This window comes from Paenibacillus macquariensis (assembly GCF_900156375.1).
GTDB classification, from domain to species: Bacteria; Bacillota; Bacilli; order Paenibacillales; family Paenibacillaceae; genus Paenibacillus_AQ; species Paenibacillus_AQ macquariensis.
In genome coordinates, this window is record NZ_FTNK01000018.1 from 40,110 (window position 1) to 64,306 (window position 24,197).

Annotated in this window: 23 protein-coding genes and 1 riboswitch; of the genes, 18 read left to right on the forward strand and 5 right to left on the reverse strand. The window is 40.2% G+C overall.

The window, feature by feature from the left end:
* Positions 1-146: 146 nt before the first annotated feature.
* Positions 147-791: a metal-dependent hydrolase gene (locus BW961_RS23710; protein ID WP_068588251.1), complete on the reverse strand. Its 645-nt coding sequence runs from the start codon at positions 789-791 to the stop codon at positions 147-149.
* A 248-nt stretch (positions 792-1,039) separates the two neighbouring features.
* Here BW961_RS23710 and BW961_RS23715 point away from each other — a divergent pair, with 248 nt between their 5' ends.
* Entirely contained in the window at positions 1,040-2,110 is a 1,071-nt protein-coding gene (locus tag BW961_RS23715; protein ID WP_068588253.1) for a DUF4349 domain-containing protein, read from the forward strand.
* An 81-nt stretch (positions 2,111-2,191) separates the two neighbouring features.
* Here BW961_RS23715 and BW961_RS23720 read toward each other — a convergent pair whose 3' ends face one another.
* Positions 2,192-3,442 carry a methyl-accepting chemotaxis protein gene (locus BW961_RS23720; RefSeq protein ID WP_068588255.1) on the reverse strand — a complete coding sequence of 417 codons (1,251 nt, stop codon included), beginning with the start codon at positions 3,440-3,442 and terminating at the stop codon, positions 2,192-2,194.
* A 221-nt stretch (positions 3,443-3,663) separates the two neighbouring features.
* Positions 3,664-4,818: a foldase protein PrsA gene (locus BW961_RS23725; protein ID WP_082867566.1), complete on the reverse strand. Its 1,155-nt coding sequence runs from the start codon at positions 4,816-4,818 to the stop codon at positions 3,664-3,666.
* Between the two features lie 257 nt (positions 4,819-5,075).
* On the opposite strand from BW961_RS23725, the gene selD reads away from it, so the two are divergent.
* From selD to BW961_RS23740, 3 genes are read left to right on the forward strand one after another with little or no spacing between them, the layout of a single operon-like run.
* Entirely contained in the window at positions 5,076-6,122 is a 1,047-nt protein-coding gene (gene selD / locus BW961_RS23730; RefSeq protein ID WP_394327635.1) for a selenide, water dikinase SelD, read from the forward strand.
* 29 nt (positions 6,123-6,151) lie between these two features.
* A complete protein-coding gene (gene mnmH / locus BW961_RS23735) occupies positions 6,152-7,198 on the forward strand; it encodes a tRNA 2-selenouridine(34) synthase MnmH (protein ID WP_068588258.1) in 1,047 nt (348 codons plus the stop codon).
* Entirely contained in the window at positions 7,198-8,235 is a 1,038-nt protein-coding gene (locus BW961_RS23740) for an AI-2E family transporter (protein ID WP_068588261.1), read from the forward strand. Before mnmH ends, BW961_RS23740 begins: the two co-directional genes overlap by 1 nt.
* A 72-nt stretch (positions 8,236-8,307) precedes the next feature.
* Here the strand turns inward: BW961_RS23740 and BW961_RS23745 are convergent, their stop codons facing one another.
* Complete coding sequence (locus BW961_RS23745; protein WP_068588265.1) at positions 8,308-8,766, reverse strand: hypothetical protein; 459 nt, start codon at positions 8,764-8,766, stop codon at positions 8,308-8,310.
* 150 nt (positions 8,767-8,916) lie between these two features.
* On the opposite strand from BW961_RS23745, the gene BW961_RS23750 reads away from it, so the two are divergent.
* The 8 genes from BW961_RS23750 (at position 8,917) to BW961_RS23785 (ending at position 17,930) form a co-directional block, all read left to right on the forward strand.
* Positions 8,917-10,005: an FUSC family protein gene (locus BW961_RS23750; RefSeq protein WP_068588267.1), complete on the forward strand. Its 1,089-nt coding sequence runs from the start codon at positions 8,917-8,919 to the stop codon at positions 10,003-10,005.
* Between the two features lie 257 nt (positions 10,006-10,262).
* Entirely contained in the window at positions 10,263-12,092 is a 1,830-nt protein-coding gene (locus BW961_RS23755) for an adenine deaminase (RefSeq protein ID WP_068588270.1), read from the forward strand.
* A 227-nt stretch (positions 12,093-12,319) separates the two neighbouring features.
* Positions 12,320-14,671 (forward strand): RNA polymerase recycling motor HelD, encoded by a 2,352-nt coding sequence (helD, locus tag BW961_RS23760; protein WP_068588273.1) that lies wholly within the window; start codon positions 12,320-12,322, stop codon positions 14,669-14,671.
* Positions 14,672-14,896: 225 nt separating this feature from the next.
* Positions 14,897-15,331: an SRPBCC family protein gene (locus BW961_RS23765; RefSeq protein WP_068588276.1), complete on the forward strand. Its 435-nt coding sequence runs from the start codon at positions 14,897-14,899 to the stop codon at positions 15,329-15,331.
* A gap of 2 nt (positions 15,332-15,333) precedes the next feature.
* Complete coding sequence (locus BW961_RS23770; protein ID WP_068588281.1) at positions 15,334-15,711, forward strand: ArsR/SmtB family transcription factor; 378 nt, start codon at positions 15,334-15,336, stop codon at positions 15,709-15,711.
* Between the two features lie 115 nt (positions 15,712-15,826).
* Complete coding sequence (gene bcbE, locus BW961_RS23775; RefSeq protein ID WP_068588285.1) at positions 15,827-17,029, forward strand: bacillibactin exporter BcbE; 1,203 nt, start codon at positions 15,827-15,829, stop codon at positions 17,027-17,029.
* Between the two features lie 205 nt (positions 17,030-17,234).
* Positions 17,235-17,642: a ribosomal maturation YjgA family protein gene (locus BW961_RS23780; RefSeq protein ID WP_244556042.1), complete on the forward strand. Its 408-nt coding sequence runs from the start codon at positions 17,235-17,237 to the stop codon at positions 17,640-17,642.
* Complete coding sequence (locus BW961_RS23785; protein WP_068588287.1) at positions 17,643-17,930, forward strand: immunity 53 family protein; 288 nt, start codon at positions 17,643-17,645, stop codon at positions 17,928-17,930.
* A 70-nt stretch (positions 17,931-18,000) separates the two neighbouring features.
* On the opposite strand, the gene BW961_RS23790 is transcribed toward BW961_RS23785, so the two are convergent.
* Positions 18,001-19,710, reverse strand: coding sequence for a methyl-accepting chemotaxis protein (locus BW961_RS23790; protein ID WP_068588289.1), 1,710 nt, complete (start codon positions 19,708-19,710; stop codon positions 18,001-18,003).
* A 136-nt stretch (positions 19,711-19,846) separates the two neighbouring features.
* Positions 19,847-19,951: riboswitch (TPP riboswitch) on the forward strand.
* Positions 19,952-20,095: 144 nt separating this feature from the next.
* Here BW961_RS23790 and BW961_RS23795 point away from each other — a divergent pair.
* From BW961_RS23795 to lepB, 6 genes are all read left to right on the forward strand, one after another.
* Positions 20,096-20,701 (forward strand): thiamine phosphate synthase, encoded by a 606-nt coding sequence (locus tag BW961_RS23795; protein ID WP_068588292.1) that lies wholly within the window; start codon positions 20,096-20,098, stop codon positions 20,699-20,701.
* A gap of 76 nt (positions 20,702-20,777) precedes the next feature.
* Positions 20,778-21,923, forward strand: coding sequence for a glycine oxidase ThiO (gene thiO / locus BW961_RS23800; protein WP_068588295.1), 1,146 nt, complete (start codon positions 20,778-20,780; stop codon positions 21,921-21,923).
* Positions 21,920-22,123, forward strand: a complete 204-nt coding sequence (gene thiS, locus BW961_RS23805) for a sulfur carrier protein ThiS (protein WP_068588298.1) — start codon at positions 21,920-21,922, stop codon at positions 22,121-22,123. The genes thiO and thiS overlap by 4 nt, the downstream gene beginning before the upstream one ends.
* A gap of 1 nt (position 22,124) precedes the next feature.
* A complete protein-coding gene (locus BW961_RS23810; protein WP_068588300.1) occupies positions 22,125-22,892 on the forward strand; it encodes a thiazole synthase in 768 nt (255 codons plus the stop codon).
* 179 nt (positions 22,893-23,071) lie between these two features.
* The gene (locus BW961_RS23815; protein WP_068588303.1) at positions 23,072-23,530 is read left to right on the forward strand and encodes a GNAT family N-acetyltransferase; all 459 of its coding nucleotides are present in this window, start codon (positions 23,072-23,074) and stop codon (positions 23,528-23,530) included.
* A 143-nt stretch (positions 23,531-23,673) separates the two neighbouring features.
* Positions 23,674-24,174, forward strand: coding sequence for a signal peptidase I (gene lepB, locus BW961_RS23820; RefSeq protein WP_068588305.1), 501 nt, complete (start codon positions 23,674-23,676; stop codon positions 24,172-24,174).
* The last annotated feature ends 23 nt before the right edge of the window (positions 24,175-24,197 follow it).

The window sequence follows — 24,197 nt, forward strand, 5'->3', positions numbered from 1 at the left end:
CTATAAGGTATTCGAAATTTGTAATAAAGGCGTGGACGAGGAAAGAAATAATGATATGTAAATCCCTTATAATAAATCCATAAATCCAAATGAAAAAACCAAGAGGTTCATATCATGAGTTCCGCTTGGTTTCCTGTCCGAAGTTATTACAGATGTAACTTTATCGATCTCTTATAAAGAGGATACAACCATTTCACACCTTGCGGTGTTAATGTATCAGCGAGAAGATGTGAGAGGTAGCTTGTCGTCGATACTGCCATTAAGCCTTTAACTTGTAGCTGTTGTTCCATGCCATAACTTATGATTCCCCACATACATACCGCCCACACCGTATGAGTCATACCTCGGTGTCTCAACCAAGGTGCCCAAGCGATGAATAGACCAAGCCCGATTAACCAGTTCATATGAAAATACCAGCCACCATACATGATTATTCCACCTATTGCACTAACTAGCGCATTGCGAATTAAACCTTCCTTGGTAATGAACCCAAAGAGTAAAGCAACCAGACAAATGATGGTATATTCGGGGTAGAATGACTGTTCGGAGAGAAATAGAAAGGTTAACACAGATGTGAGTAATACGCCAATCCAGACAAGAAGTTGACGAAGTTGTTTGGAGACCTTACCAATTCTGGAGCTTAGAATGCTAGGTCCGTCTAAATCTGCACTAAGAGCAGAAAAGGCGGATACTGAAATATAAATAGCTGCATTCTGAATCGTAAATGGATAGTACATGGCAGCAGCAATGCCGATTACCGTACCAATAGCAAGATGTGTAGTTCCTTTCATAGGACCTCCTGTGACTGACGAAGTTGACTGACATACAACAATGCAAACGTATGTTTGCTGTATCATTATACACGTAGAAGCTTCATACAAACAAGATAAATTGTTAACCGCAATCTATTCTCACCAGATGCAACTTTCCAAGTATTGTAAACGTCTTTAAAGAAAGCATCTGATATCGGTTCTCTGAGTATAGAGTCAATTAAATCGAAATTGATGATGCTAAAATGAAGGAAAATGGGAGGAATACGATGCGTAAACGGGGGTTTATTTGCATTCTGTTATTATCCATGTTATTAAGTAGCTGTTCGGCATCCAATGCTAATCATTCGGAATCAAAAGCTGATTCACAAGATGGAAGCAGTATAGAAGCATCACAAGCCGTTCCAATGGCCGAAGAAATGGCGGAGGCTCCTAAGGAGCAAGATAAGACAGCCCTATCAGATAAAGAACTACAGACTAGCGGAACGTCCACGACGGTGGTACCTTCTGAACAACCAGTTGGATTTAATAGTCCTTCTACTGCAGAGGGATTGAATAAGAAACTCATTTACACGGCGAATCTCGTCATGCGCGTCAAGGATTACTCAGTATCGCAGTCAGAAGTGAGGAATTTGGTATCACTTTCAGGTGGTTATATTGTGGAATTCTCAGAGGATCAATCAACACAAGAGGTTGGAGGTACATTTGTCCTTAAAGTGCCGGCGAATGGTTTCTCATCCTTATTAAACAAAATAGAGAAATTAAAGCATGAATCGTTACAGCAAAGTATGAAAGGTCAGGATGTATCAGAGGAGTATGTGGATCTGGAATCACGTCTTAAAGTGAAAGAAGTGATGGAGAAGCAGTATACAGCGTTTATGGAAAAAGCAACAAAGACGAACGAATTGGTCGCTTTTGCAACTGAGCTAGGAAAAATTCAGGAGGATATTGAACAAACCAAAGGCCGGATGCGCTACATTAATAATAATGTGTCCTACTCAACGATTACAATTCGATTATTTCAACAAGAAGGGGTAGTGGATCCAGCCTTAATTAAGGAAGAGAAGGCGCCTTTATTCGAACGCGCGAATGATGCACTTAAAGGAACCGTTACAGCTTTAACCATCTTGTTTCAGTGGTTGGTCGTTATTCTCTTTGGAGCATCTCCAATCTTACTCTTTGTGATTATTGTATGGTTAGTTCTGTGGTTAATACGAAGAAACAGAGCAGAACGGAATAAGGATAAACGTAGAAACTACCAGCGGACAGTCGTTGAATCGGTAGATGAAGATGAAATGAAGGCTAATGATATTCAGGAGCCTACGGACGATAAAAAGTAATACATGGCGGGAACCAAGTGTTTGCACCATACGCAAATAAAGAGGCCCACTCAAGGGGCCTCTTTATTTGTGCTCTTAATATTAGAATTTGAAAATATTAATCGTCTTTTGAAGTTGGAAGACAGCCTTATTCATAATCTCCGCTTCTTCAGCCACAGCTTGGATAGTAGACATCTGATCATTCATGGATGCAGATACCTGTTGTGTACCGGCTGCAGATTCTTCAGTAATAGCTGAGATATTCTGAATGGATGAAGAAATCTTGTGGGCACTTTCCAACATGATGTCGCTTTCATTGGAGAAAGCAGCAATTTGTTCGGATATGTACTGAACACTTAATATTATTTGGGAAAATATTTGTTCAGCCTCAATGATCATTGCATTCTGTTGACTCACGATTTCTTCATTGATAAGAATGTTATCAAGGGCTTGCTGTATATCATCTTCTATACTTCTTACTAACCCGAATACTCCCTGCGTGGACGTTGCTGATTCTTCAGCTAACTTACGCACCTCTTGAGCTACAACAGCAAATCCTCTACCATGTTCTCCAGCACGTGCGGCTTCAATAGATGCATTAAGAGATAGTAGATTTGTCTGTTCTGCTAAATCAGAAATAGATTTTGTGATTCTGGAAATACGTTTTGCGTTCCTAGATAGGGCATCAATACTTTTGGAAACCTGTTGTGTGGCATAAATATTTTTTTTCATGCCTTCAGCTTGTTGGGCAACGGATTCACGACCACTTTCCACGAGTTGAAGTGTGTTTATCGAACGTTCATTCATAGCTTTGGTTGAAAGAGTATAATTACTTACCTTTTCTTCAATATCTTGAATGGACTCTGTCATACCTGCAATATCTTGAGAGATTTCATTGGCTCCGACTGCCAGTTCTTGCGATGAACTTGCAACTTGTGTCATGACTAGCTTAAGTTCCTGATTTTTTTCTGTAATACCGCGACTTGTACCCATGACTTGTTTCGTTATGCTAGATGCATCATTTAGTATCGTGGTGAGTTTATCAATCATAGTATTGAAGGACTGATTCAATTTGACCATGGAACCTGTCTCACTAGCCCGTTCTGAAAAGTCACCTTGGGCAATTCGGGTAGTGACGATAGATATCTCATCAAAAGATGATGTTAGCGTTTTCTCAATAAACCGAGAAAGAGGATATGTAAGTGCTAGAAGTAATGCAATAAGTATAATTCCAACAAAAATCTTTCCAAATACAATAAAGGTAACAAAGACAGGAAGAGAGAATAGGGTAGCAACAAGATAACATCCAGCGATAACTTTTTGATGAAGTGGAAGTCTAAATAGCCATGACATAGCAAACATCCTCCTTATTCCTAATTTATGTAACTTCTTTTTCATATACTATCATTATATAGGAGCTAGAGTCTATATATGGGTCTTAATAATTATTGATATAATTGTTGATTCAGGATAGAAGGCCTATTAAGTACCATATCGGTAACAATTAAAGCTAAAAATAGACAAAAAAAATAGACCGCATGGGATCACCCACGCGGTCTATTAAAGTAAGAATGTTATTTTTCTGTCTTAGCTGGTGTTTCTGTAGTCGGAGCTACTTCTTCTTTAACTAATGTGTTTTTAATATCAGCTTTTTCTTTAAGAGTAGCTAACCAAGTAGAAGATAACTTTGTAATTTGTTGACTTGTTAACAGTTCTTTAATCTCTGTTGTTTTCTCTTCTAAAGTTGCTTTATGTGCATCTTTGTGATCTGTTGCTTTAATGATATGGAATCCACCAGCTGATTTGACAACACCACTAAGTTTGCCTTTGTCTAAAGCAAATGCTGCATTTTCGAAATCTTCATCCCCAACGGCACCGCGAGCGAAGAAATCCATGTCTCCACCTTTGTCTTTGGAATTGGTATCCAAAGATTTAGCTTTGGCAAGGGTAGCGAAATCCGCTCCACCTTCAAGTTCCTTCAAGATACTTTCAGCTTCTTCTTTGGTAGCAACTAGAATGTGGGATACTCGTACTTGTTCTGCTGTATCAAATGCACCGACATTTTCTTCGAAATATTTCTTGATGTCTGCATCAGTGATCTTCACTTGTGGCTCAACTAATTTACGAATTTTAACCTGTACATTCATTTCTTTCTTAAGGTCTTCCAAAGTCATACCAGCTTGGGTAAGAGCTTGATTGAATGCATCCTCAGTTCCAAGACTCTTCTTGAGAGAATCCAGTTCCTTCGTTAGATCTGCATCTGTAATCGTGATCTTAGCTTTCGTAACTTCTTGGTCAATAAGTTCTTCTGTAATGAGATTATCTAGTGTTTGAGCACCACCAATGGTAACCAATTGGCTATACAGCTTGTCCTTTGTGATTTTAACGCCATTCACAGTAGCGACAGCCTCATTGCTACCACCGTTAAATGGTGGTTTAATAAGAACGATTACAAGTGCTACAGCAAGTACAAGCGAAAGACCCATCCATAGATTACGTTTACTGTTTGATGGTGGAACAGGAGCAGATGCATTGTCTAACGGATCCTGAGCATCTAGAGGTTGAGCAACAATCTCCTCTGTCAATTCAAGTGGTTCTGAAGTTGTAATTGTCGTTGGTTCGCTTAATACAACTTCACTTTCAATGTTTGTATTATTGTCTAAGTTTGATTCCTCGGGTTTTCCTTCGAATGGTTCATTTCCTGGATTCCCTAATTGTTTGTCAGTCATTTACTTAAATCCCCCTTTAATATATGCGCACTTACTAGATACCAGTGTATCAGAAGTTTCAGATTCAATCCTTAAGAGTTTATAAAAAAGTTAGATATTTTTTTAAGGGTATTTTAATTTTACAGATCCTAATCCTAATAGACTTAGGGAGATGGTGTCCTTATAATGAAGGGATAATGTACAAGTGTGTTTCAGAGGAAATATTTCAGCATAAAACAGTTTGGGTTAGTGCTTTTTTTCAAATAGAGAGGATGATTATGATGACAGATCAAATCAAGCTTACTGCTTATTCAACAAAAGGAGGATGCGGCTGTAAGATTGGACCTGCTGATTTAGCAGAAGTACTTCGTACACTTCCATCTACTGAGAACAATCCCAATCTATTGGTTGGTCTTAATACAAGTGATGATGCAGGCGTGTACCGTATTAGTGATGAACTTGCACTGGTTCAAACTGTCGACTTCTTCACACCGATTGTTGATGATCCGTATTCCTTCGGGCAAATTGCTGCAGCTAATGCGATCAGTGATATATATGCGATGGGTGGTAAACCATTGACGGCACTTAATATCGTGGCATTTCCTATTTCTGTACTGGATAAACAAGTACTATCAGATATTCTCCGTGGTGCTGCAGATAAACTGAAAGAAGCGGGTGTGACACTTGTTGGTGGACATTCGATTGATGATAAAGAGCCTAAATTCGGACTTGCTGTTACGGGATTAGTCCATCCGGACAGGATTCGGACCAATGCAGGAGCCAAGCCGGGGGATGTCCTAATCCTTACGAAGCCCATTGGAGTAGGTATTCTTACGACGTCATTAAAGAATGATAAACTAAGCGAAGATGAGATAATTCGACTCACAGAAATCATGTCAACGCTGAATAAAACAGCTGCTGAAGTGATGGATTCTTATGATGTACATGCTTGTACGGACGTTACAGGTTTTGGGTTGCTTGGACATACTTCAGAAATGGCAAAAGGCAGTGGTACAGGAATTGTCATTTTGAAAAATAATGTGCCAGTGCTTCCCCGTGTAAGGGAATTAGCTTTAGAGGGTAAGGTTCCTGGTGGCACGAAGAATAACCATGCTTATTTACAAGGATCAGTTACTTATCCCGAGGCGATGGATATGATTGATCAGTGGATTTTATGCGATGCCGTCACATCCGGGGGTCTTCTTATCTCTGTTCCTGAGGAACAAGGAGATCATTTGTTGGCTGAACTAATTGAAAATGGCGTTGAAGCAAGTCGTATTGGTCACGTCGTCTCAGTTCATCCGGGACATATTACTGTAGAATAATAATGAAGTACTAAGGGAGACGAAAATCATTGTTCCAAGACATTACAATAGAAGAACTACTATTGCTACAACAAAAAAATGAGATAACGTTGATCGATGTTAGATCACCTTCTGAATTTCGTGATGCAACAATTCCCGGAAGTCTGAATATACCTGTATTTGATGATGCTGAAAGGGCAGAAATAGGAACACTGTATAAACAAGTAAGTTCTCAATCTGCGAAAGACCGAGGCCTAGAGGTGATGTCCGCTAAACTTCCAGACTTTGTAAGAAAATTTGGTGAGATTGAAGGTGGTAAAGCAGTCTTTTGCTGGCGAGGTGGTATGCGGAGTAGAACAACAGCTACTGTACTTTCACTCATGGATATTCAAGTATATCGTCTAACAGGTGGCGTGCGTGCCTATCGTAAATGGGTGGTAGAATCGCTAGAGAATTGTCACTTTGAACCGGAAGCAATTGTTATCCAAGGTCATACCGGTACAGGGAAAACGGCGATTCTGAAACGTCTGCAAGAAGAGGGTTATCCAGTCATGGATTTAGAAGGAATGGCGAATCATCGGGGTTCAATTTTTGGTGATATTGGACTTCATTCTCATAACCAAAAAACATTTGACGCATTGCTCCTCCAAAGTATTAATAAATTACAAAATGCTCCCTATGTGCTAATAGAAGAGGAAAGCAAACGGATTGGAAAAGTGGTGCTTCCCAGTTTCTTAGTATCTAAGAAGGAACAAGGTGTCGTAATTACGATTGATATGCAGATGCGTGAACGTGTAAAACAGATTATTACGGATTATGAACCACTTAAGCATAAAGCGGAATGCCTACAAGCATTTCAAATGATGAAGGGAAGAATTCACATCCCTATTGCTAAGGAAATCGAGTCGGCAATGCAAGCGGATGAGTATAATACCGCCGTTCAGTTATTATTAGAAAATTATTATGATCCGAGGTATGATCACGCTTTTCAACAGTATAAGTCTAATGATACAATAGGTATTAGTGCTAATGATGTAGAAGAAGCCGTTAGCTATATTAAAAAATACCTTGAACACAGGGAGCTTAGCCATACGTGATGACATCATTTAAAGAATCACTCCAAAGTCCAGCAGTAAAAAGAATAGTCGTTCTGTTAACGCTAGTCTTGGCGCTTTACGCATTTAGAAGTATGATGAACCTTTTATTAATCACGTTTATCATTACATATCTGGTCAATCGTGTTCATTCATTCCTTACCAAGAACATTACGAAACGTTTTAAGATTAAAGGTATTGTAATCGTTGTGATTCTATATGCACTGGTTCTGACCGTCTTAACAGTTGGTACAATTAAATATGCACCTAAGCTGATATCACAGTTGAATGATCTCGTGCAGCAAGTAATAGCATTTTATAGTAAGCCCTTTGAACCAACGGATAATAAACTGATGAACTATCTCATGGAATCAGCTCGTAAGATTGATGTAGCTAGTTATGTGGATCAGGGCTGGGACCTTATCGTGAAGACGATTTCTAACATTGGTACGTGGAGCTTTAACATTGGGATCGCGCTTATTATGAGCCTATTTTTCATGTTAGAGAAGGAGAATGTTACGCAGTTCAGCAAGAAATTTAAGGATAGCAAATTTTCTTATTTCTATGATGAATTAGCTTATTTCGGGAAGAAGTTTGTATTCTCATTCGGCAAAGTGATTGAAGTACAATTCTTGATCGCGATCATTAACTGTCTTATTTCAACAATGTTTCTCTGGTTCATGGGATTTCCCAACTTATTTGCTCTTTCGATCATGATCTTTCTATTGGGGTTAGTTCCCGTCGTCGGTGTCTTCGTCTCATTAGTGCCTTTGTGTGCGATTGCATTCAAAATTGGTGGTGTCATAAAAGTGGTTTATGTTCTTATTATGGTGGCAGGATTACATGCTTTTGAAGCTTATTTTATGAATCCCAAATTCATGTCCTCCAAAACGCATCTGCCAATCTTTTATACATTCACCGTTCTGATTGTGTTCGAACACTTCTTAGGTGTATGGGGACTTATTCTCGGAGTACCAATCTTCATGTTCGCTCTGGATTTACTAGAAGTACCGGTGTCAGCTCCTGAGAAGAAGAAATGATTATAATTTCAAAGGAAATAACAAAAATCCTAACGATGAGTTAGGATTTTAAAGTTTAGGTGGGTAATCAAGTTATAGGTGTGAGAAAGTGCCAGGAATCCGTTCATGGTGATTTCCATGTTTGTGATTCAGCACGTTTTTGAGTTTCCCAGGCAATTTTTTCTTGATTAGAATGCCTTGTTCTTTACTTATCTTCCCAGACTTGATGGCTGCATCGATTTTCTTGAGTTCAATATCACTTAATTTTTGGATGAAGGTTTCTTCATTCCATCCCTTTTGTGTTTGCGCGATTTGAACAAGAGTCTTACCCTTCTGCCATTCCTTTAATAAGTCCTGACGTTCCATGCCAAGTAAATGAGCTGCATCTTTTGTGATACCACCATGTTGATGATGGTTTCCATGTGGTCTATGATGAGGGGGATCTGTTACAGGAACCGTCTCATCTGCATAAACGATTTGTGTTCCGCTCACGATAAGACCAGCCATCATCGTTGATAATGCTAGTGTAGTAAATTTTCTCGTGTAATTCATGTTTCATTTCACCTCTTCATACAATTGTTTTCCAGAATTAGTATGATCAATCTTTAAGATTTCATGCATAATAGCCTCATCACGCTAATGCATCATTAGATTGTGGATGGGGTAATACATGTATAACCTATTGTGAAAGGAGAGTTGGCTATGACTTTTGGCGCACGTATGCTAAAAACAGGGATTGCAGTAACCCTTGCCCTATATCTAAGTTCGTGGCTTGATTTAGCCCCTTCTGTTATTGCTGCTGTAGCGGCTATATTTGCAATGCAACCTTCGATTTATCGTTCGTGGCGTTACTTTCTAGATCAACTTCAGACCAACACATTGGGTGCGGTTATAGCGATGCTCGCAGGGTATTTTTTCTCAAGTGAACCTATTGCGGTTGGGCTTGTCTGTATTCTAGTTATTATGATTTGTCTAAAACTCAATATGGGGGATACAATCGGGTTAACATTGGTTACTGTAATTGCCGTAATGGAGGCATCAGGACAGTGGCAATTCGCTTTGAATCGATTCTCACTTAGTATTATTGGGATTATCTCGGCCTTTTTAATTAATATATTCGTCATTCCACCGAAACCGAAGCAGCAATTGTATGGACAGATTCATGGTATTTTCGATCAAATGTCTTTGTTGCTCCGGACATCCATTACAGATGAGATGAAAGAGAATATATTTAAGGATGAAAAGAACAAATTAGAAAGCGACATAAGATTCCTATCTGATAAATACGTATTATTTGAGGAAGAACACAAGAAGCTAAAGCGGAACTCATTCAATGAAAGCAGGCACTTAGTTGTGTATAAGCAAATGTTTCATTCACTGGAAAAAGGTCGAGAAGTTCTAGAAACGATCGAAGATCACTACTTTCAGTCGGAACGAATATCGGATACAGATCAAGCATTCATCGATGAGATTGAAATGTTAACTAAATTTCATGAACATATTCTACTCAAGTTCGATCATAAGCTGAAGCCAAATACGACAGACGCTTTATTGACAGAAGAAAGTAGTGATGAATTTATCAAAGGAACCCTGAAGCATTATATTGAACAAGATGGCAAGGGGTCATATCGATTAGCTATTGTTGCCGCATCGATGTATGATTATGGGCTTCAATTAAATCGGCTTAATCGACTAGTAGATAACAATCACAGATATGATGAGGATAAAGTCGAGCCCAAATTGATCTCGGGTAGATGGCGGAGTTGGTTAAATAAGTTTCGGAAAAGATAGAAATAGACTACCTTGATTTCTAAGGTAGTTTTTTTATGGAAAGATGGATTGCTGATCTAAGTAGGAAAATCATACTAATATTAGTTGAATTATGCTGTAGTTTCCATAATATGTAACGGTAATTTTATGGTGTGGATTGGATTTTATGAAACTTATGAAATATTAATGTACGTGAAGGTGACATACATTTATAATACATAACAAGCTTATAAACCATTGATGCTTATTTCATCAAGAGATCTTAGGGAGGTTTTTTTATGACACAATTATTTCAATCGAACAGATCGACTTTAGCGGACTGTATGCCTGAGCTTGTAGCCACAGCACGTGGAGATTTGAAAGCGACGCTTGCGCTCGTCAATGTTAATCTGGTGAATGTTGTTTCTGGTGAAATACTACCGGGAATGTCCATAGCGATACAGGGTTCAAGAATAGCGTATGTAGGTAAAGATATCACTCATGCTATAGATGAGAACACGAAAGTCATTGATGGAAAAGGAAAATATGCAGCACCAGGATTGTTGGACGGACATTGTCATATTGAGAGTACCCAGCTAACTGTATCAGAATTCGCAAAGGCGGTACTTCCATTAGGTACAACTGGAGGGTTCTTTGATGCGCATGAAATATCCAACGTGATGGGACTTAAAGGTCTGCGCTTTATGTTAGAAGAAGCAAGAACGACCCCTCTAGCGGCATACATGCAGGTGGCTTCATGTGTTCCTTCAACGCATCCTGGGCTCGAGACAACAGGGGCGTTCATTGGACCGGAAGAAGTAGCCGAAGCGCTAAGTTGGGGTCCGGACATGATTGGATTAGGTGAAGTAATGAACTTCCCTGGTGTTGTATATGGTGATGACAGAATGATTCGTGAAATTCAGGCGACCCTTCGTGCAGGGAAATATGCAGATGGGCATTTCACGTGGAAGTCGGATGACTGGCGTTTGCCTGTATACGCAGCTAGCGGAGTGAGTGGAGATCACGAATGTGTGACTAAAGAAGATGTTATTGAACGCATCCGACTTGGCATGTATGCCAAAATGCGCCAAGGATCTGCTTGGCATGATGTGGCAGAGACAATTAAGGCTCATACCGAAAGTGGCATAGATACAAGACGAATGATGCTAGTAACCGATGATCGAAGTTCGGAGTCTCTCTTGAGAGAAGGACATATGAATTTTGTAGTACGCCATGCGATTGCCCAAGGTGTTAAGCCTGTGACTGCTTTCCAAATGGCTACCATAAATACAGCGGAACGGTTTGGCGTTGCTAGAGATATTGGATCCATTACGCCTGGGTCATGTGCAGATATTATATTGCTTGATGGGAATTTAGCTGATGTTGATGTGGTGTTGACCATTGCTTCAGGTCAAGTTGTTGCTGAGAATGGTGTAATGACGACGACATGGGAGGGGTACAACATTCCTAAGGAAGCATTCGAGACGGTTCATATTGGTCGTCAATTGGGTGAATTGGATTTCCAGATCGTGGCTCCTATCGCGGATGGATCTCTTGTTGCTAAAGCGATTGAAGTCGTTGAGAATCACGTGGATACACGTGAAAGGAAAGTCAAAGTTAAAGTAGAGAACCATCATGTGAATCTGGATTCTTCGGATGACCTATGCAAAATGGGGGTGTTTGAACGCCATGGATTAAATGGTGGACATGCGCTTGGTATACTGAAGGGGCTTGGATTGAACATTCCAGCAGCAATCGCAATGACGGTAGCACATGATAGTCATAATTTGACGGTTATTGGAAATGATGATGAACTCATGGCTAAGGCAGGAAATCTCGCTGCAGAAATGCAGGGTGGAGTAGTTATGGTGACGAATGATGAGATCACGTCATTTCCACTTCCTGTTGGTGGATTGATGTCACCAGAACCGTTCGAGACGGTGGCACTTCAGTCAGAGGCCATAAGTCATGCCTTGATACGTGCGGGTTGTACACTTAATAATGCGTTCATGACTTTATCATTACTCGCACTTGTAGTTATTCCAGAAATTCGTTTGTCAGATAAAGGATTAGTAAGGATTTCCGCAGACGGGATTGACATTGTTCCTTTATTTGATGCCATTGTATGAGCATGAATTGATAAGAATATAGTATAGTTACACAAGAAACGGATATCATCTATTAAAAGATGATATCCGTTTGAATGTTATATATGATGTTATTTGATTTCTTTTCAGTGGATTGCTACAATAGATCGTGCTATGTAATTGGAATTAAAACTTAAAAATACAAAATATTAGTATATTATATCACACATCAATAATTTTGTCAAACAAAGTAAGGGGATGAAACAACCATGGGCACGAGCGACCAAGAGTGGCGTGACGAACAGCACCGAGTCGATGAAGTAACGACTAAAGTTACACGTAGAATTGAGAAACTTCAACGAGAAGTAGGTAACGTACGCGGCGACGTCGTAGATTTACGTAAGGAGTTCTGGGATGAAGTAAGAGTGAACTTTAGTAGTTCAGATGACTTAGGTGAAACCTCTACAAGTCTACGACAGCAGTCTCAGGTATTGTCAGAGCGTGAACGGAGTCACCTTCAGTCTTCGGAGTCCTTGAAGAAAATGAAGTTACTCGTTAGGTCTCCTTATTTCGGACGGATTGATTTTGAAGAAAATGGTTCGAATCACAAGGAAACAATCTATCTTGGTATAGCTTCTTTCTTGGATGACGATGACGCTACGTTTCTTGTATATGACTGGCGTGCGCCAGTATCTAGTCTATATTATGACGGTGCACCTGGGCCGGCAAGTTATGATACACCAATGGGTGAGATCAACGGAGAAATGAATCTTAAGCGACAGTTCGTCATTCGGAATGCTCAAATTCAAGTCTTGTTCGACACGGGCGTCACGATTGGCGATGAGCTACTTCAACAGGTGCTTAGTCATAGTGCTGATAACCAAATGAAGAGTATCGTAGCCACGATTCAAAAGGAACAAAATGCAGTGATACGTAATGACAAGAGTCGGATGTTGGTTGTGCAGGGTTCGGCAGGTAGTGGTAAAACATCTGCTGCGCTACAGCGTGTCGCCTATTTACTGTACAAATATCGTGAGATCTTGAAGGCAGATCAAGTACTCCTTTTCTCGCCTAATCCTCTGTTTAATAGTTATGTGTCTTCAGTTCTCCCTGAACTTGGTGAAGAGAATATGCAACAGACAACTTTTCAAGCCTATTTAGACTTTCGACTAGCTAAAGAATTTGAACTTGAAGATATATTTTCACAAATGGAAACCATGCTAAATACAGATGAAGGACATTCACTCGAAGTAAAGAAGGCATCCATCAATTATAAATCTTCTCCTGCTTATTTGGAGGTCGTTACCCGATATAAGGAATATTTAGAGTCCCGCGGAATGATGTTCAGAGCCATTCAATTCCAAGGAAGACTGATTATATCTTCAGATACGATGAAGGAGAAGTTCTATAGCTTTGAACCCAGCGTCAAGTTAGATAATCGTATTGAGATGATGCGGGATTGGATGCTGAAGGAATTGTCGGTATTCGCTAAAAATGAGCGAGAGGCAGCTTGGGTAGACAATCAGATTGATCTGCTAAGTGCTGATGAATATCAGAAAGCATATACTCGTGTTCGACGGAAACAACATAAGAAGAAAGACACATTCGATGATTATGAGAAGGAGCGAGATCTACTAGCTCGTATGATTGTGAATGAATGGTTGAAACCCGTTCGTAGATGGATTAAACGCAAACGTTTCGTGGACGCTAAGGGATTGTATCGTGAACTATTTCTAAGTAAAGGACTTCTTCAGTCTGTTAGCGGGCAGAGTACGTTACCTGCGTACTGGAATGAAATCAGTGAAATAACGGTAGCTGACTTGAAGAGTGGCAAATTATCATATGAAGATGCGACACCCTATCTATATTTACAGGAATTGGTCAAAGGTTTTCAGACGAACAATGCCATTCGTTATGTATTCATTGATGAGGTTCAGGATTACTCGCCATTCCAACTTGAATATTTAAAAAGATTGTTTCCACGCGCCCGCATGACGGCACTTGGAGATTTAAACCAAGGGATTTATACGCATGCTTCTGTGCTGGATAGTATGGAATCGCTTCAGCAATTGTACGGTCCACAGGAAACAGAAGTGATATCCCTAATAAGAAGTTATCGTTCAACCTATGAGATTGTAGATTTCACTCGGAGTATGATGCCTGGTGGGGAGAATATCGTCCCATTTAATCGCCAAGGGGATAAGCCGATAGTTGTGATTGAAACCAATCGTGATCACCTACACCAGAAGATCATAGAAGATATTAAAGTTCTAAATGACCAAGGTTATGAACATACAGCGATTATTTGTAAGACACTTGAGGAAAGTAAGCAGGTTTATGACGCTCTTAAGGAACATCTGACACTGAAAAAGGTGACCAAAACAACGCCTTCTTTTGTAAAAGGAACGTTGGTTATTCCGTCGTATTTAGCTAAGGGTGTGGAATTTGATGCTGTAATTATATATAACGCCTCCAATGAGTCATATACTCGTGAGAGTGAGCGGAAACTGTTCTATACGGTTTGTACACGTGCTATGCATCTTCTTCACATCTATAGTCTAGGAGAACCAAGTCATTTCATCACAGAGGTTAGTTCAGAGAAATACGAACTCCTTACGTGAATGTTGTTAGATATGTACACTTAAAGTTAGTAATTAAGCGGTCCTAAGGGGCTGCTTTTTTGCGCTTAATTGTACATGAAGTATGCTAGACAAGCTTGTGGAGATGCTAACAAGAATAGAATTAGGTTTGACATGATACCCAATGGCATCGTAATATGAAATTAAATGAAACCAAATGGTTTCGTAATTACGGGATGGAAACATACAATTATGGAGGTAAGTAAAATGGAAAAGCAACATACAGAAGTACAAGGTCATATTCCGGAAATTAGACAAACGCTTATTCTTAAGGCTTCAATAGAAAAGGTGTGGAACGCGGTTGCGACGGCAGAGGGGATTGCGACATGGTTCATGCCAAGTGACTTTCAACCCATCGAGGGTCATGAGTTTCATTTGGAAGCGGGACCTTTCGGTAAATCGCCATGTAAAGTGACGGTAATCGATAGACCGAACAAACTATCTTTCAATTGGGGTAAGGACTGGGTATTAACGTTCGAGTTAATTGCATTGGATGATACAACGGAATTTACACTCATTCATTCTGGTTGGGACGTGGATAGTATAACCGAATCCGGTGAAACACATGCCATTGTACGCGACAGAATGGCTATGGGTTGGGTTGGCATGGTGGACAAACTTAGAAAGCTTGTAGAGGCCTAAGAATGTCTGAACCCGCATCTAAGCATGATGTCTTTCAAGCAATTGCCGATCCTACACGCCGCAGGTTACTACATTTACTTAGCGATCAGGAGATGTCTGTAACCATTATAAGTGGACATTTTACAATGAGTCGTACGGCTGTGTCGAAGCATTTAAGAGTGCTTGCGGAAGCTGGATTGGTGAAGGATCAGAAGGTAGGCCGAGAAACGCGTTACCGATTAGACCCTGAGCCATTGCTTGAACTGAAGAAGTGGGTCTCTTACTATGAACGCTTCTGGGAGAATAAACTTTCCTCGCTGAAGAGATTTGTCGAATCAGATGACTCTGACGTTATGGATTCATTTCCTCCACTCACGGTAGTGGATCGAAATGAGAAATAGGCCCTTTATGAGGGCCTATTGTTATATTTCACTTTCTAAAAATGATCATGTGAATATGATTGGAGCAATTAAACCACAATAGGTATGTCTGAAGTACCCTAAAGGTGGTTTAAGAATGAAGAATAAGAAGTGGGACTTGGTTGCTCTTGCCTCCATTCCGCTCATCATGACGCTTGGTAACTCCATGCTAATTCCTATATTACCTCTGATTTCTCGGGAACTTCATGTAAGTTCTTTTAAAGTAAGCATGTTAATTACGGTGTATGCGATTGTGGCTATACTATTAATTCCTATTGCAGGATATCTTTCAGATCGGTTCGGTAGGAAAAAAGTTATTATTCCAAGTCTAATTATCGCAGCTGTGGGTGGGGCGATCTCTGCCATTGCTGCTTGGCTTACTGCTGATATGACAGCTTACTGGATCATACTGGGGGGGAGACTTCTTCAAGGAATCGGTGCGGCGGGAGCATTTCCAATCGTTATTCCTTTAGTGGGGGATATGTTTGAACAAGAGGAAGAGGTAAGTAAAGGCTTGGGGATTATAGAGACCTCGAACACATTGGGTAAAGTCATTAGTCCAATTCTAGGTGCAGCACTTGGGATCGTGTTATGGTATCTACCCTTTATTAGTATACCTGTGCTCTGTATGATTTCATTGGTACTCGTTATATTTCTCGTCCAAACGCCAAGTAAAACCCCATCTAACGATTCATTAAAGAAATTCCTGTCTGGAACGAAAGATGCATTGAAGGAGAAAGGCCGGTGGTTATATGCCATTTTTGCTGTGGGTTGCATCTGTATGTTTATATTGTTCGGGGTACTCTTCTATTTATCAGATACCTTAGAATCGAAATATAAACTTGATGGCGTACTCAAAGGATTAGTATTGGCGATTCCACTTGCCGTGCTTTGCTTGAGCTCCTACATCGGTGGAAAAGTGATTGGACAGAATAAGAACCGAATGAAATGGATCGGGTTCGGTGGTATGGCGCTCATAACCATTTGTCTAATCATTACAGGCTTTAGTAGTCAGATTGTTTTTGTGATTAGTCTGTTTTCTCTTTGCGGTGCAGGGATAGGAAGCGCTCTTCCTTGTATGGATGCGTTAATTACGGAAGGTATTGAGAAAGAACAACGAGGGACGATTACATCCTTATATAGTAGTACAAGATTTATCGGGGTATCTCTAGGACCTCCAATCGTATCCTTGTTACAGCATGTGAATCACTGGATCCTGTTCGGTATGATGGCTGCTCTAGCAGGAATAGGTGGGCTACTGATCCTGATGGCAATCAAGCCTTCAGCAGAGAATGCTTGATTGAATCGTTGTCAATCTAAGAGTCATGGAGTTGGGATGATTATTCCTACTCCATGACTTTTTTATATTTTCAATAGTGAACTCTAAATACGTTCGATGATCAAGAAGTTGCAAACCCTTCTAGCCGAAGGTAAAATGAACCCTAAATGAGTATAAACAGCTGTTTTTTCGGATGGATAAAATATGATGGGGTGGTGGGCTGTAATTGAATGATTTGAGGAATAGAGTAGTGTATATTATTGTATTCTTTATGGTCATCATTCTGGGCATTAGTTCGAGATCCTTTACAGATGTTCTACCCGTATTTGTATCAAGACATTTCGGAGATGCGCTGTGGGCAAGTATGGTTTATTTCGGCTGTCGAATATTGTTCTTAAAGCAAAGATTACTTGTGTCTGTTTGTCTGAGTATAGTTTTTAGTTATTCTATTGAATTCAGTCAGTTGTACCAAGCAGATTGGATTAATGCTATACGATCAACCCTATTGGGCGCACTAATATTAGGCAAAGGTTTCTTGGGAATTGATTTAATTAGATATACGGTGGGGATTGTTATTTCTTTTGTGGTGGATTGGTTATGGGTTAATCATATGAAAAAAAAGAGGATGAGATGAATGAGTTACCTTAAATGGTTAGAAAATTGGTACGAAAGCTATTGTGATGATGAATGGGAGCAAACCCATGTGTTGAAAATTGAATCTATCGATACGCCAGGGTGGAGAGTAACGATTCCTTTACTTGAAACTGAACTCGAAGGTAAATTGTTAAATGAAATTATCATCGATCGTGATGACAATGACTGGGTAAGATGTTGGATAAAGGATGGATATTTCGAAGGTGCAGGTGGACTGAAGAATTTAGAAGAGATGCTACAGATTTTTAAAGAGTGGGCAGAGGAATAGAGCCGTTGTCTTAAGAATATAAACAACCCAACTGTAGAAGCTTGGGTTGTTTAATATATAGTATAAGAGGTTAGAGATTTGTCTTGTTAGTCTTGAAGGTGTTTACAACTTTAAATAAATCTTGAGATATATCCAGCAAGGTTTTAGCTGAAGCTGTAATTTCTTCCGTAGATGCCAACTGCTCTTCAGCGGCGGAGGCTACGGTCTGAGCTGTAGCCGATGTTTGCTGGGCTACGGCACCTACATTAGTAACAGTTGCTGCAACTTCTTCCGTACTAGCCGCCATTTGTTCAGCCGCAGCTGCTGTTTCTTGAACTTTCAGAGCAACCAATTCAGAAGATTTAAAGATCTGTTGGAATGCTTTCTCTGCTTCACCAACCTCGTGTAATCCTGCATTAACTTCGATTAGACCTTCATTCATCACTTTTACGGCCATTGCTGAATCCGTCTGGATACTATTAATTAATTCTGAAATATTCTGAACGGATGCTTCAGTCTGAGAGGCCAACTTACGTACTTCGTTAGCCACTACAGCAAATCCCATACCTGCGTCTCCAGCACGGGCTGCTTCGATAGCTGCATTTAATGCGAGTAGATTCGTTTGGGTTGAAATATTTCCGATTAATGTGGAGACTTGACTAATATTAAGGGAGTGAACCTCCAATTCCTTCAATACGTCGTTGGCATGATCCACGGCTGTGCTGACTGCATGCATTTTATGTGAGACACGTTGCATAACTTGCGTTCCTATCTTTGCATGATCGGTTGCAGATAGTGAAAGCTCGGATACATCAGAAGCTGTTTCTGCAATTCGTTGAATCCCTGAGGTCATTTCCTCCATAGCTCGGTTGCAATCCAAGGAACTTTGGGCTTGAATTTCTGCACCGGTAGCTACTTCTTGAACCGAGAGGGTCACGTGGTTGGAGGCGTCAGCATTACTTTTAGAGTTCATGAGTAGCTGTTCCGAAGATGAAGCCACTATAGTAGATGCGGTTAACATCTGGTTAACTGAATCTCTCAAATGTTCGACCATTCGATTCACAGCAAGTACCATCGTTCCAATTTCATCATTATTTTTGACGACGATGGTCTCTACAGTTAAATCCCCATCTGCAATACGATTGAGTGCATCCGACACTTTTCTGACAGGATTAGAAATACTCCGAACAAGAAGTGAACCACAAATAATGATGAACACGACCATAATACCAAGACCTATTAATAACTGGATCATGCTTGATTTAGATAAATCTTTACTGTCTTGTTCAGCGACTAGAGCACCATCGTGATTATATTGCACAATAGGAGTAACCATCTGCTCCACATTGTTAAGTGATTCAGTTATTTTTGTTGTAGCTTCCCTTAATTCTACGGAATAAAGTTCAGCCTTTTCAAATGTAGCGAATGCTTCTTTGAATATCTTCCAGTCTGCGTTTAGCTTCGTGAAATTTGCTTTGGCTTCGTCATTCACAAGGGAATCTTGATAGGTTAATAATAAATTATCAACTTTAGCTATATTGTTGGAGATATCCGTGAGTAGGTCAGTACGCTCCTGTAGAACTTTTGTAGCTAGGATTTGATATTTCGCGTAATCGATATGTTCTACGTGATAGTTGATGGCTTGAATGTTTTCAATTCCCTTCAACCATACTTGGACCGTCTGTTCGTTATTTGCTGTAAGCTTCTGCATCCTAACGATATCCGACCAGGAAAAAGCTCCAATCATAACGATCAGACTGGCGAATACTGCAATGAACTTTGTTTTTACTGTAAACCTCATTATGTAATTACCCCTTCCACTATAACCAATACTTTCCTTTCTATTATCTAATAAGAACGGAAAGAATGCTATGATGAAATAGTTCTAGGGTTCAATTTTCCTAATATTTATGTTAGGATATATCCAATTGAATACGTTAGATCACTAGGGGTGCTATTTAGCTGAGACGGAAGTATGTGATTCCAAACCCTTTGAACCTGATCTGGATTATACCAGCGTAGGGAAGTGAGCTTGAAAGCTTTGGTTGAGATAGGTCTGTATACGTATATACGTCTGCATTCTTTTGACTATTGTTATAGAGCCACCTTCTATGCTGAGGGTGGCTTTTTTTGTTTGTGTTGAATCTTATTTTATATAGATTGCATGAAGAATTGGAGGGAATGGTATGTGCGGTCGAGAGTTACATGTGATCTCGAATGGTCAGTCTGAGTTGGAACGTTTTGCAAGGATAGCGTCACTTATACATCCGTATGTTACAGCCTTTCATTTGAGGGAGAAATCATGCAATGCGAAAGAACTTTGGCTGGCAGTGCTGGCCTTGAAGACTGGTGGAGTACCTCTCAGTAAAGTAATCATTAACGATCGAGTTGATGTGGCTAGCGCGGCTGGCGTTAGAGGTATTCAACTAAGTTACCATAGCTTAGAGGTGCAGGTTGTCAAGCGATTATTTCCCGGATTGAGAGTAGGGCGTTCCGTTCATGATGTTCAAGAAGCAACTGAGATGTGTAGGCAAGGTGCTGATTATCTAGTATATGGGCATATATTTCCAACGAATTCGAAGCCGGGCCAACAACCTAGAGGAACGAAAGTCTTAGAAGAATTGGTGAAAAAGGTTCCTATTCCGGTGATTGCGATTGGGGGTATTATCCCTGAGAATGTGCATCAGACCGTTGCAACTGGAGCAGCAGGAATTGCCATATTGTCGGGGATTACAGAAAGCGACAATCCATTAAAGTCGGTAAAAGACTACCGAGAGGCATTAGATCGCTAAGGGATCTTCCGAGATTCGTTATTTCGATGCTAATCAAGGACCCTATGCTCAAAATTGTTAGGAGGTCAATGATCAGATGAAGCCAATAGATACCATTATCGTAGGTGGGGGAGTTATCGGAAGTGCCATTGCGTACTACATGTCCGCAAGAGGGATGAAGGTCATGCTCTTAGAGCGTGATCGTGTTGGAAGCCAAGCAACGATTGCCGCAGCTGGAATGCTTGCAGCGCAAGCAGAAATAACAGAGGCTGGGCCAATGTTCGATTTTGCCCGGGCAAGTCGAGCATTATTTCCTCAACTTGCTACTGATTTAAGAGATTTAACTGGGATAGATATAGGGCTGAAGCGTAAAGGTCTGCTTCGAGTGGCAGTAACAGAGGCAGATGTGATAGAAATTCAGCGTACATTGGATTTTCAAAAGACAGCGGGAGAGCAAGCGGAGTGGTTGTCGACGGAACAAGTAAGATACAAAGAGCCAAGTATTTCCTCGGAAATACTTGGTGCTATGTTAGTCGAAGAAGATAGTCAAGTGGACGCTCCTGAACTATGTTCTGCATTCGCACAAGCTGCAGCAGTTCTTGGAGCACAAATAGTGGAGTTCACTGAAGTGAAATCGCTGCTCTTTGCACAAAGACGGATTAGTGGCGTGATGACTAATGTTGGAGCTATCTACTCCGATAAGGTCATTATTGCTTCTGGAACGTGGAGTGGATCACTTCTTGCACAGGCTGGATTAACATGTCCCATTTATCCGGTAAAGGGGGAGTGTTTCTCTGTTCTGAGTCATGTACCTCTAGTGCAGTCCACGATTTATAGTCATGGTTGTTACTTAGTTCCTAAGAAAGGAGGACGTTTGGTTGTTGGAGCAACCACGACTTCACATAGTTATAATCGAAAGGTATCGTTAGGTGGGATTGCGCAGCTCTTAGAAGCATCGAAGCAACTCATACCAGGTATTGTAGACACAGAGTGGGAGAAGGCATGGTGTGGGCTTCGTCCACAGACATTAGATGGTTTACCTTATTTGGGTGCACATCCACATTGGAAAGGATTATATGTCGCAGCAGGGCATTATCGTAATGGAATTCTACTTAGTGCTATGACGGGCAATCTTGTAGCAGATTGGGCTGAAGGGAAAATAGAGAAGAACCTTTCACTTGAATCTTATCGCGTAGATCGTCATGACAATGTTCATTGTGAGAAGGAAGGTGTTCCATCATGAATATAGAGATTAACGGCGAACAAGTTGAAATCCCTAGTCAGTGTAAGACGATGACAGACTTGCTCATGCATTATGGCTTGGAGACCAAAATTCTGATTGTTGAGTTGAATAAGCAAATTTTAGAGAAAACAAATCATGACAAGACATGTATAACAGTTGGAGATCGTATTGAAATTGTTCACTTTGTAGGAGGTGGCTGAGATGTTAAAGATAGGATCATATGAATTTAAATCGAGATTATTACTAGGAACGGGTAAGTTTCCAAGCTTTGAGATCCAAAAGACAGCTGTTGATGTATCCGAGGCGCAAATTTTGACGTTTGCAGTTCGACGTATGAACATTTTTGAGGCCAATCAGCCTAATTTTCTAGAAATGCTAGATGTGAGTAAGTATACATTACTACCGAATACAGCAGGTGCTTCCACAGCAGAAGAAGCCGTGCGTATTGCGAGATTAGCGAAAGCGTCAGGCTTATGTGACATGATTAAAGTTGAAGTGATTGGTGATTGGAAGACGTTGTTGCCAGATCCACTGGAGACGTTAAAAGCTTCTGAGATGTTACTAGAAGAAGGATTTATTGTGCTCCCATACACATCGGACGACGTGTTGTTAGCCAAAAGACTACAAGAATTAGGTGTTCATGCCATCATGCCGGGCGCATCCCCGATTGGATCAGGTCAAGGAATCATTAACCCGTTGAACTTATCGTTTATTATTGAGCAAGCAATCGTTCCGATTATTGTAGACGCTGGTATAGGTAGTCCATCTGATGCGGCATTCGCCATGGAGCTCGGAGCCGATGCGGTATTACTAAATACAGCTGTTTCGGGAGCTCAGAATCCCGTGAAGATGGCTCTGGCAATGAAGCTTGCTATTGAAGCGGGTAGATTAGGATTCGACGCGGGAAGAATTCCGAAGAAACGGTATGCTTCGGCTAGTAGCCCAATGGAAGGAAACTTGTTCTTATAACCGATACAGTTATTCTCTAATATGAAGTGAAGTCCAGAGGGGTATGACTGCTGGACTTCTTTGTATTACGATCTTTCCATGCAGATGATCCCATTATTTGTTATATTTAAAACGGGTGTTTTACTTATGTGTGACCCGCCCGATTCATAATACGAGAGAATACTAAGGGGTTAATATCTATGATAGAACCAACGATTGAATTGAAGGTAGTAGATAGGAATAACTGGGGTACATGTATCCGATTAAAGTTAAAAGAAGATCAGACGAAATTTATTGCTCCGAATCTTTATTCGATTGCACAATCGAAGGTGGAACCCAATTTATTGCCGTACGCTATCTATGCGAATAACGAAATGATCGGATTTACTCTAATCGATAGTGAGCCAGATCCGAAGGATTTGTGCCATTGGATTCCACGATTTATGATTGATGCTTGCTTCCAAGGACAAGGATATGGGAAAGCTAGTATGAAAACAATAATCGAACATATTAAATCGATGCCCAATTCGACAGCCATTCGGATTTCATTTGATCCGGATAATGACTCAGCAAGAGCATTGTACCTAAAGATGGGATTCATGGATACTGGGGAGATTGAGGATGATGAGGTTATTTTTGAGATGAGAATAGTGAAATAAATTAATAGGGTTGGGCACTCGTGAATGGGTTATGTGTTGAATACGATGTGGAGTCTATATATGATATTATTAATGATGTTGCACAAGCGTCTGTTGTCTTAATGAACAATTTTAGTTTATATGATGTGTAATGAGGAGGATTTATGATGATGAAAATAATGAAACAATATCTACCGAGCATTCTAATTGCACTTGTCGTATCCATATTTGTTCGGACGTATGTTGCAGAAGCTATGAAAGTTCCTACGGGATCTATGATCCCTACGATTCAGATCAACGATCATCTTATTGTAGAGAAAATGATGTGGATGACTAACTTAAATCATGGTGACATCATCGTATTTCAAGCACCAGAAGAAGACAAGAAATACGTAAAAAGACTGATTGGGTTACCTGGAGATGAAATCGAAGTGAAAGATGGAGAATTATATAGAAATAAAACAATCGTTAACGAACCCTATATTCAAGAAAAAATGAATTATAACTTTGGACCTGTCATCGTACCGGCAAATAAATACTTGTTCTTAGGAGATAATCGTAACGTAAGTTTTGATTCTCATGCATGGAATTATCCATTTATAGATCATGATAAGTTGATCGGGAAAGTGATGATTGAAATTCCTACGCATGCTTGGTTTGATTAGTCATACTAAAGTATCAGTGGATT

What these genes read in the sequence shown, in the direction of transcription:
- helD (WP_068588273.1), top strand. Translation starts at nt 12,320, where the DNA reads ATGGGCACGAGCGACCAAGAGTGGCGTGACGAACAGCACCGAGTCGAT.
- BW961_RS23745 (WP_068588265.1), bottom strand. Translation starts at nt 8,766, where the DNA reads ATGAATTACACGAGAAAATTTACTACACTAGCATTATCAACGATGATG.
- BW961_RS23725 (WP_082867566.1), bottom strand. Translation starts at nt 4,818, where the DNA reads ATGACTGACAAACAATTAGGGAATCCAGGAAATGAACCATTCGAAGGA.
- thiO (WP_068588295.1), top strand. Translation starts at nt 20,778, where the DNA reads ATGAAGCCAATAGATACCATTATCGTAGGTGGGGGAGTTATCGGAAGT.
- BW961_RS23710 (WP_068588251.1), bottom strand. Translation starts at nt 791, where the DNA reads ATGAAAGGAACTACACATCTTGCTATTGGTACGGTAATCGGCATTGCT.
- BW961_RS23720 (WP_068588255.1), bottom strand. Translation starts at nt 3,442, where the DNA reads ATGTCATGGCTATTTAGACTTCCACTTCATCAAAAAGTTATCGCTGGA.
- selD (WP_394327635.1), top strand. Translation starts at nt 5,076, where the DNA reads ATGATGACAGATCAAATCAAGCTTACTGCTTATTCAACAAAAGGAGGA.
- BW961_RS23785 (WP_068588287.1), top strand. Translation starts at nt 17,643, where the DNA reads ATGAGTTACCTTAAATGGTTAGAAAATTGGTACGAAAGCTATTGTGAT.
- BW961_RS23750 (WP_068588267.1), top strand. Translation starts at nt 8,917, where the DNA reads ATGACTTTTGGCGCACGTATGCTAAAAACAGGGATTGCAGTAACCCTT.
- BW961_RS23765 (WP_068588276.1), top strand. Translation starts at nt 14,897, where the DNA reads ATGGAAAAGCAACATACAGAAGTACAAGGTCATATTCCGGAAATTAGA.
- BW961_RS23815 (WP_068588303.1), top strand. Translation starts at nt 23,072, where the DNA reads ATGATAGAACCAACGATTGAATTGAAGGTAGTAGATAGGAATAACTGG.
- BW961_RS23740 (WP_068588261.1), top strand. Translation starts at nt 7,198, where the DNA reads ATGACATCATTTAAAGAATCACTCCAAAGTCCAGCAGTAAAAAGAATA.
- bcbE (WP_068588285.1), top strand. Translation starts at nt 15,827, where the DNA reads ATGAAGAATAAGAAGTGGGACTTGGTTGCTCTTGCCTCCATTCCGCTC.
- BW961_RS23810 (WP_068588300.1), top strand. Translation starts at nt 22,125, where the DNA reads ATGTTAAAGATAGGATCATATGAATTTAAATCGAGATTATTACTAGGA.
- BW961_RS23790 (WP_068588289.1), bottom strand. Translation starts at nt 19,710, where the DNA reads ATGAGGTTTACAGTAAAAACAAAGTTCATTGCAGTATTCGCCAGTCTG.
- thiS (WP_068588298.1), top strand. Translation starts at nt 21,920, where the DNA reads ATGAATATAGAGATTAACGGCGAACAAGTTGAAATCCCTAGTCAGTGT.
- BW961_RS23770 (WP_068588281.1), top strand. Translation starts at nt 15,334, where the DNA reads ATGTCTGAACCCGCATCTAAGCATGATGTCTTTCAAGCAATTGCCGAT.
- BW961_RS23715 (WP_068588253.1), top strand. Translation starts at nt 1,040, where the DNA reads ATGCGTAAACGGGGGTTTATTTGCATTCTGTTATTATCCATGTTATTA.
- BW961_RS23795 (WP_068588292.1), top strand. Translation starts at nt 20,096, where the DNA reads ATGTGCGGTCGAGAGTTACATGTGATCTCGAATGGTCAGTCTGAGTTG.
- BW961_RS23755 (WP_068588270.1), top strand. Translation starts at nt 10,263, where the DNA reads ATGACACAATTATTTCAATCGAACAGATCGACTTTAGCGGACTGTATG.
- lepB (WP_068588305.1), top strand. Translation starts at nt 23,674, where the DNA reads ATGATGATGAAAATAATGAAACAATATCTACCGAGCATTCTAATTGCA.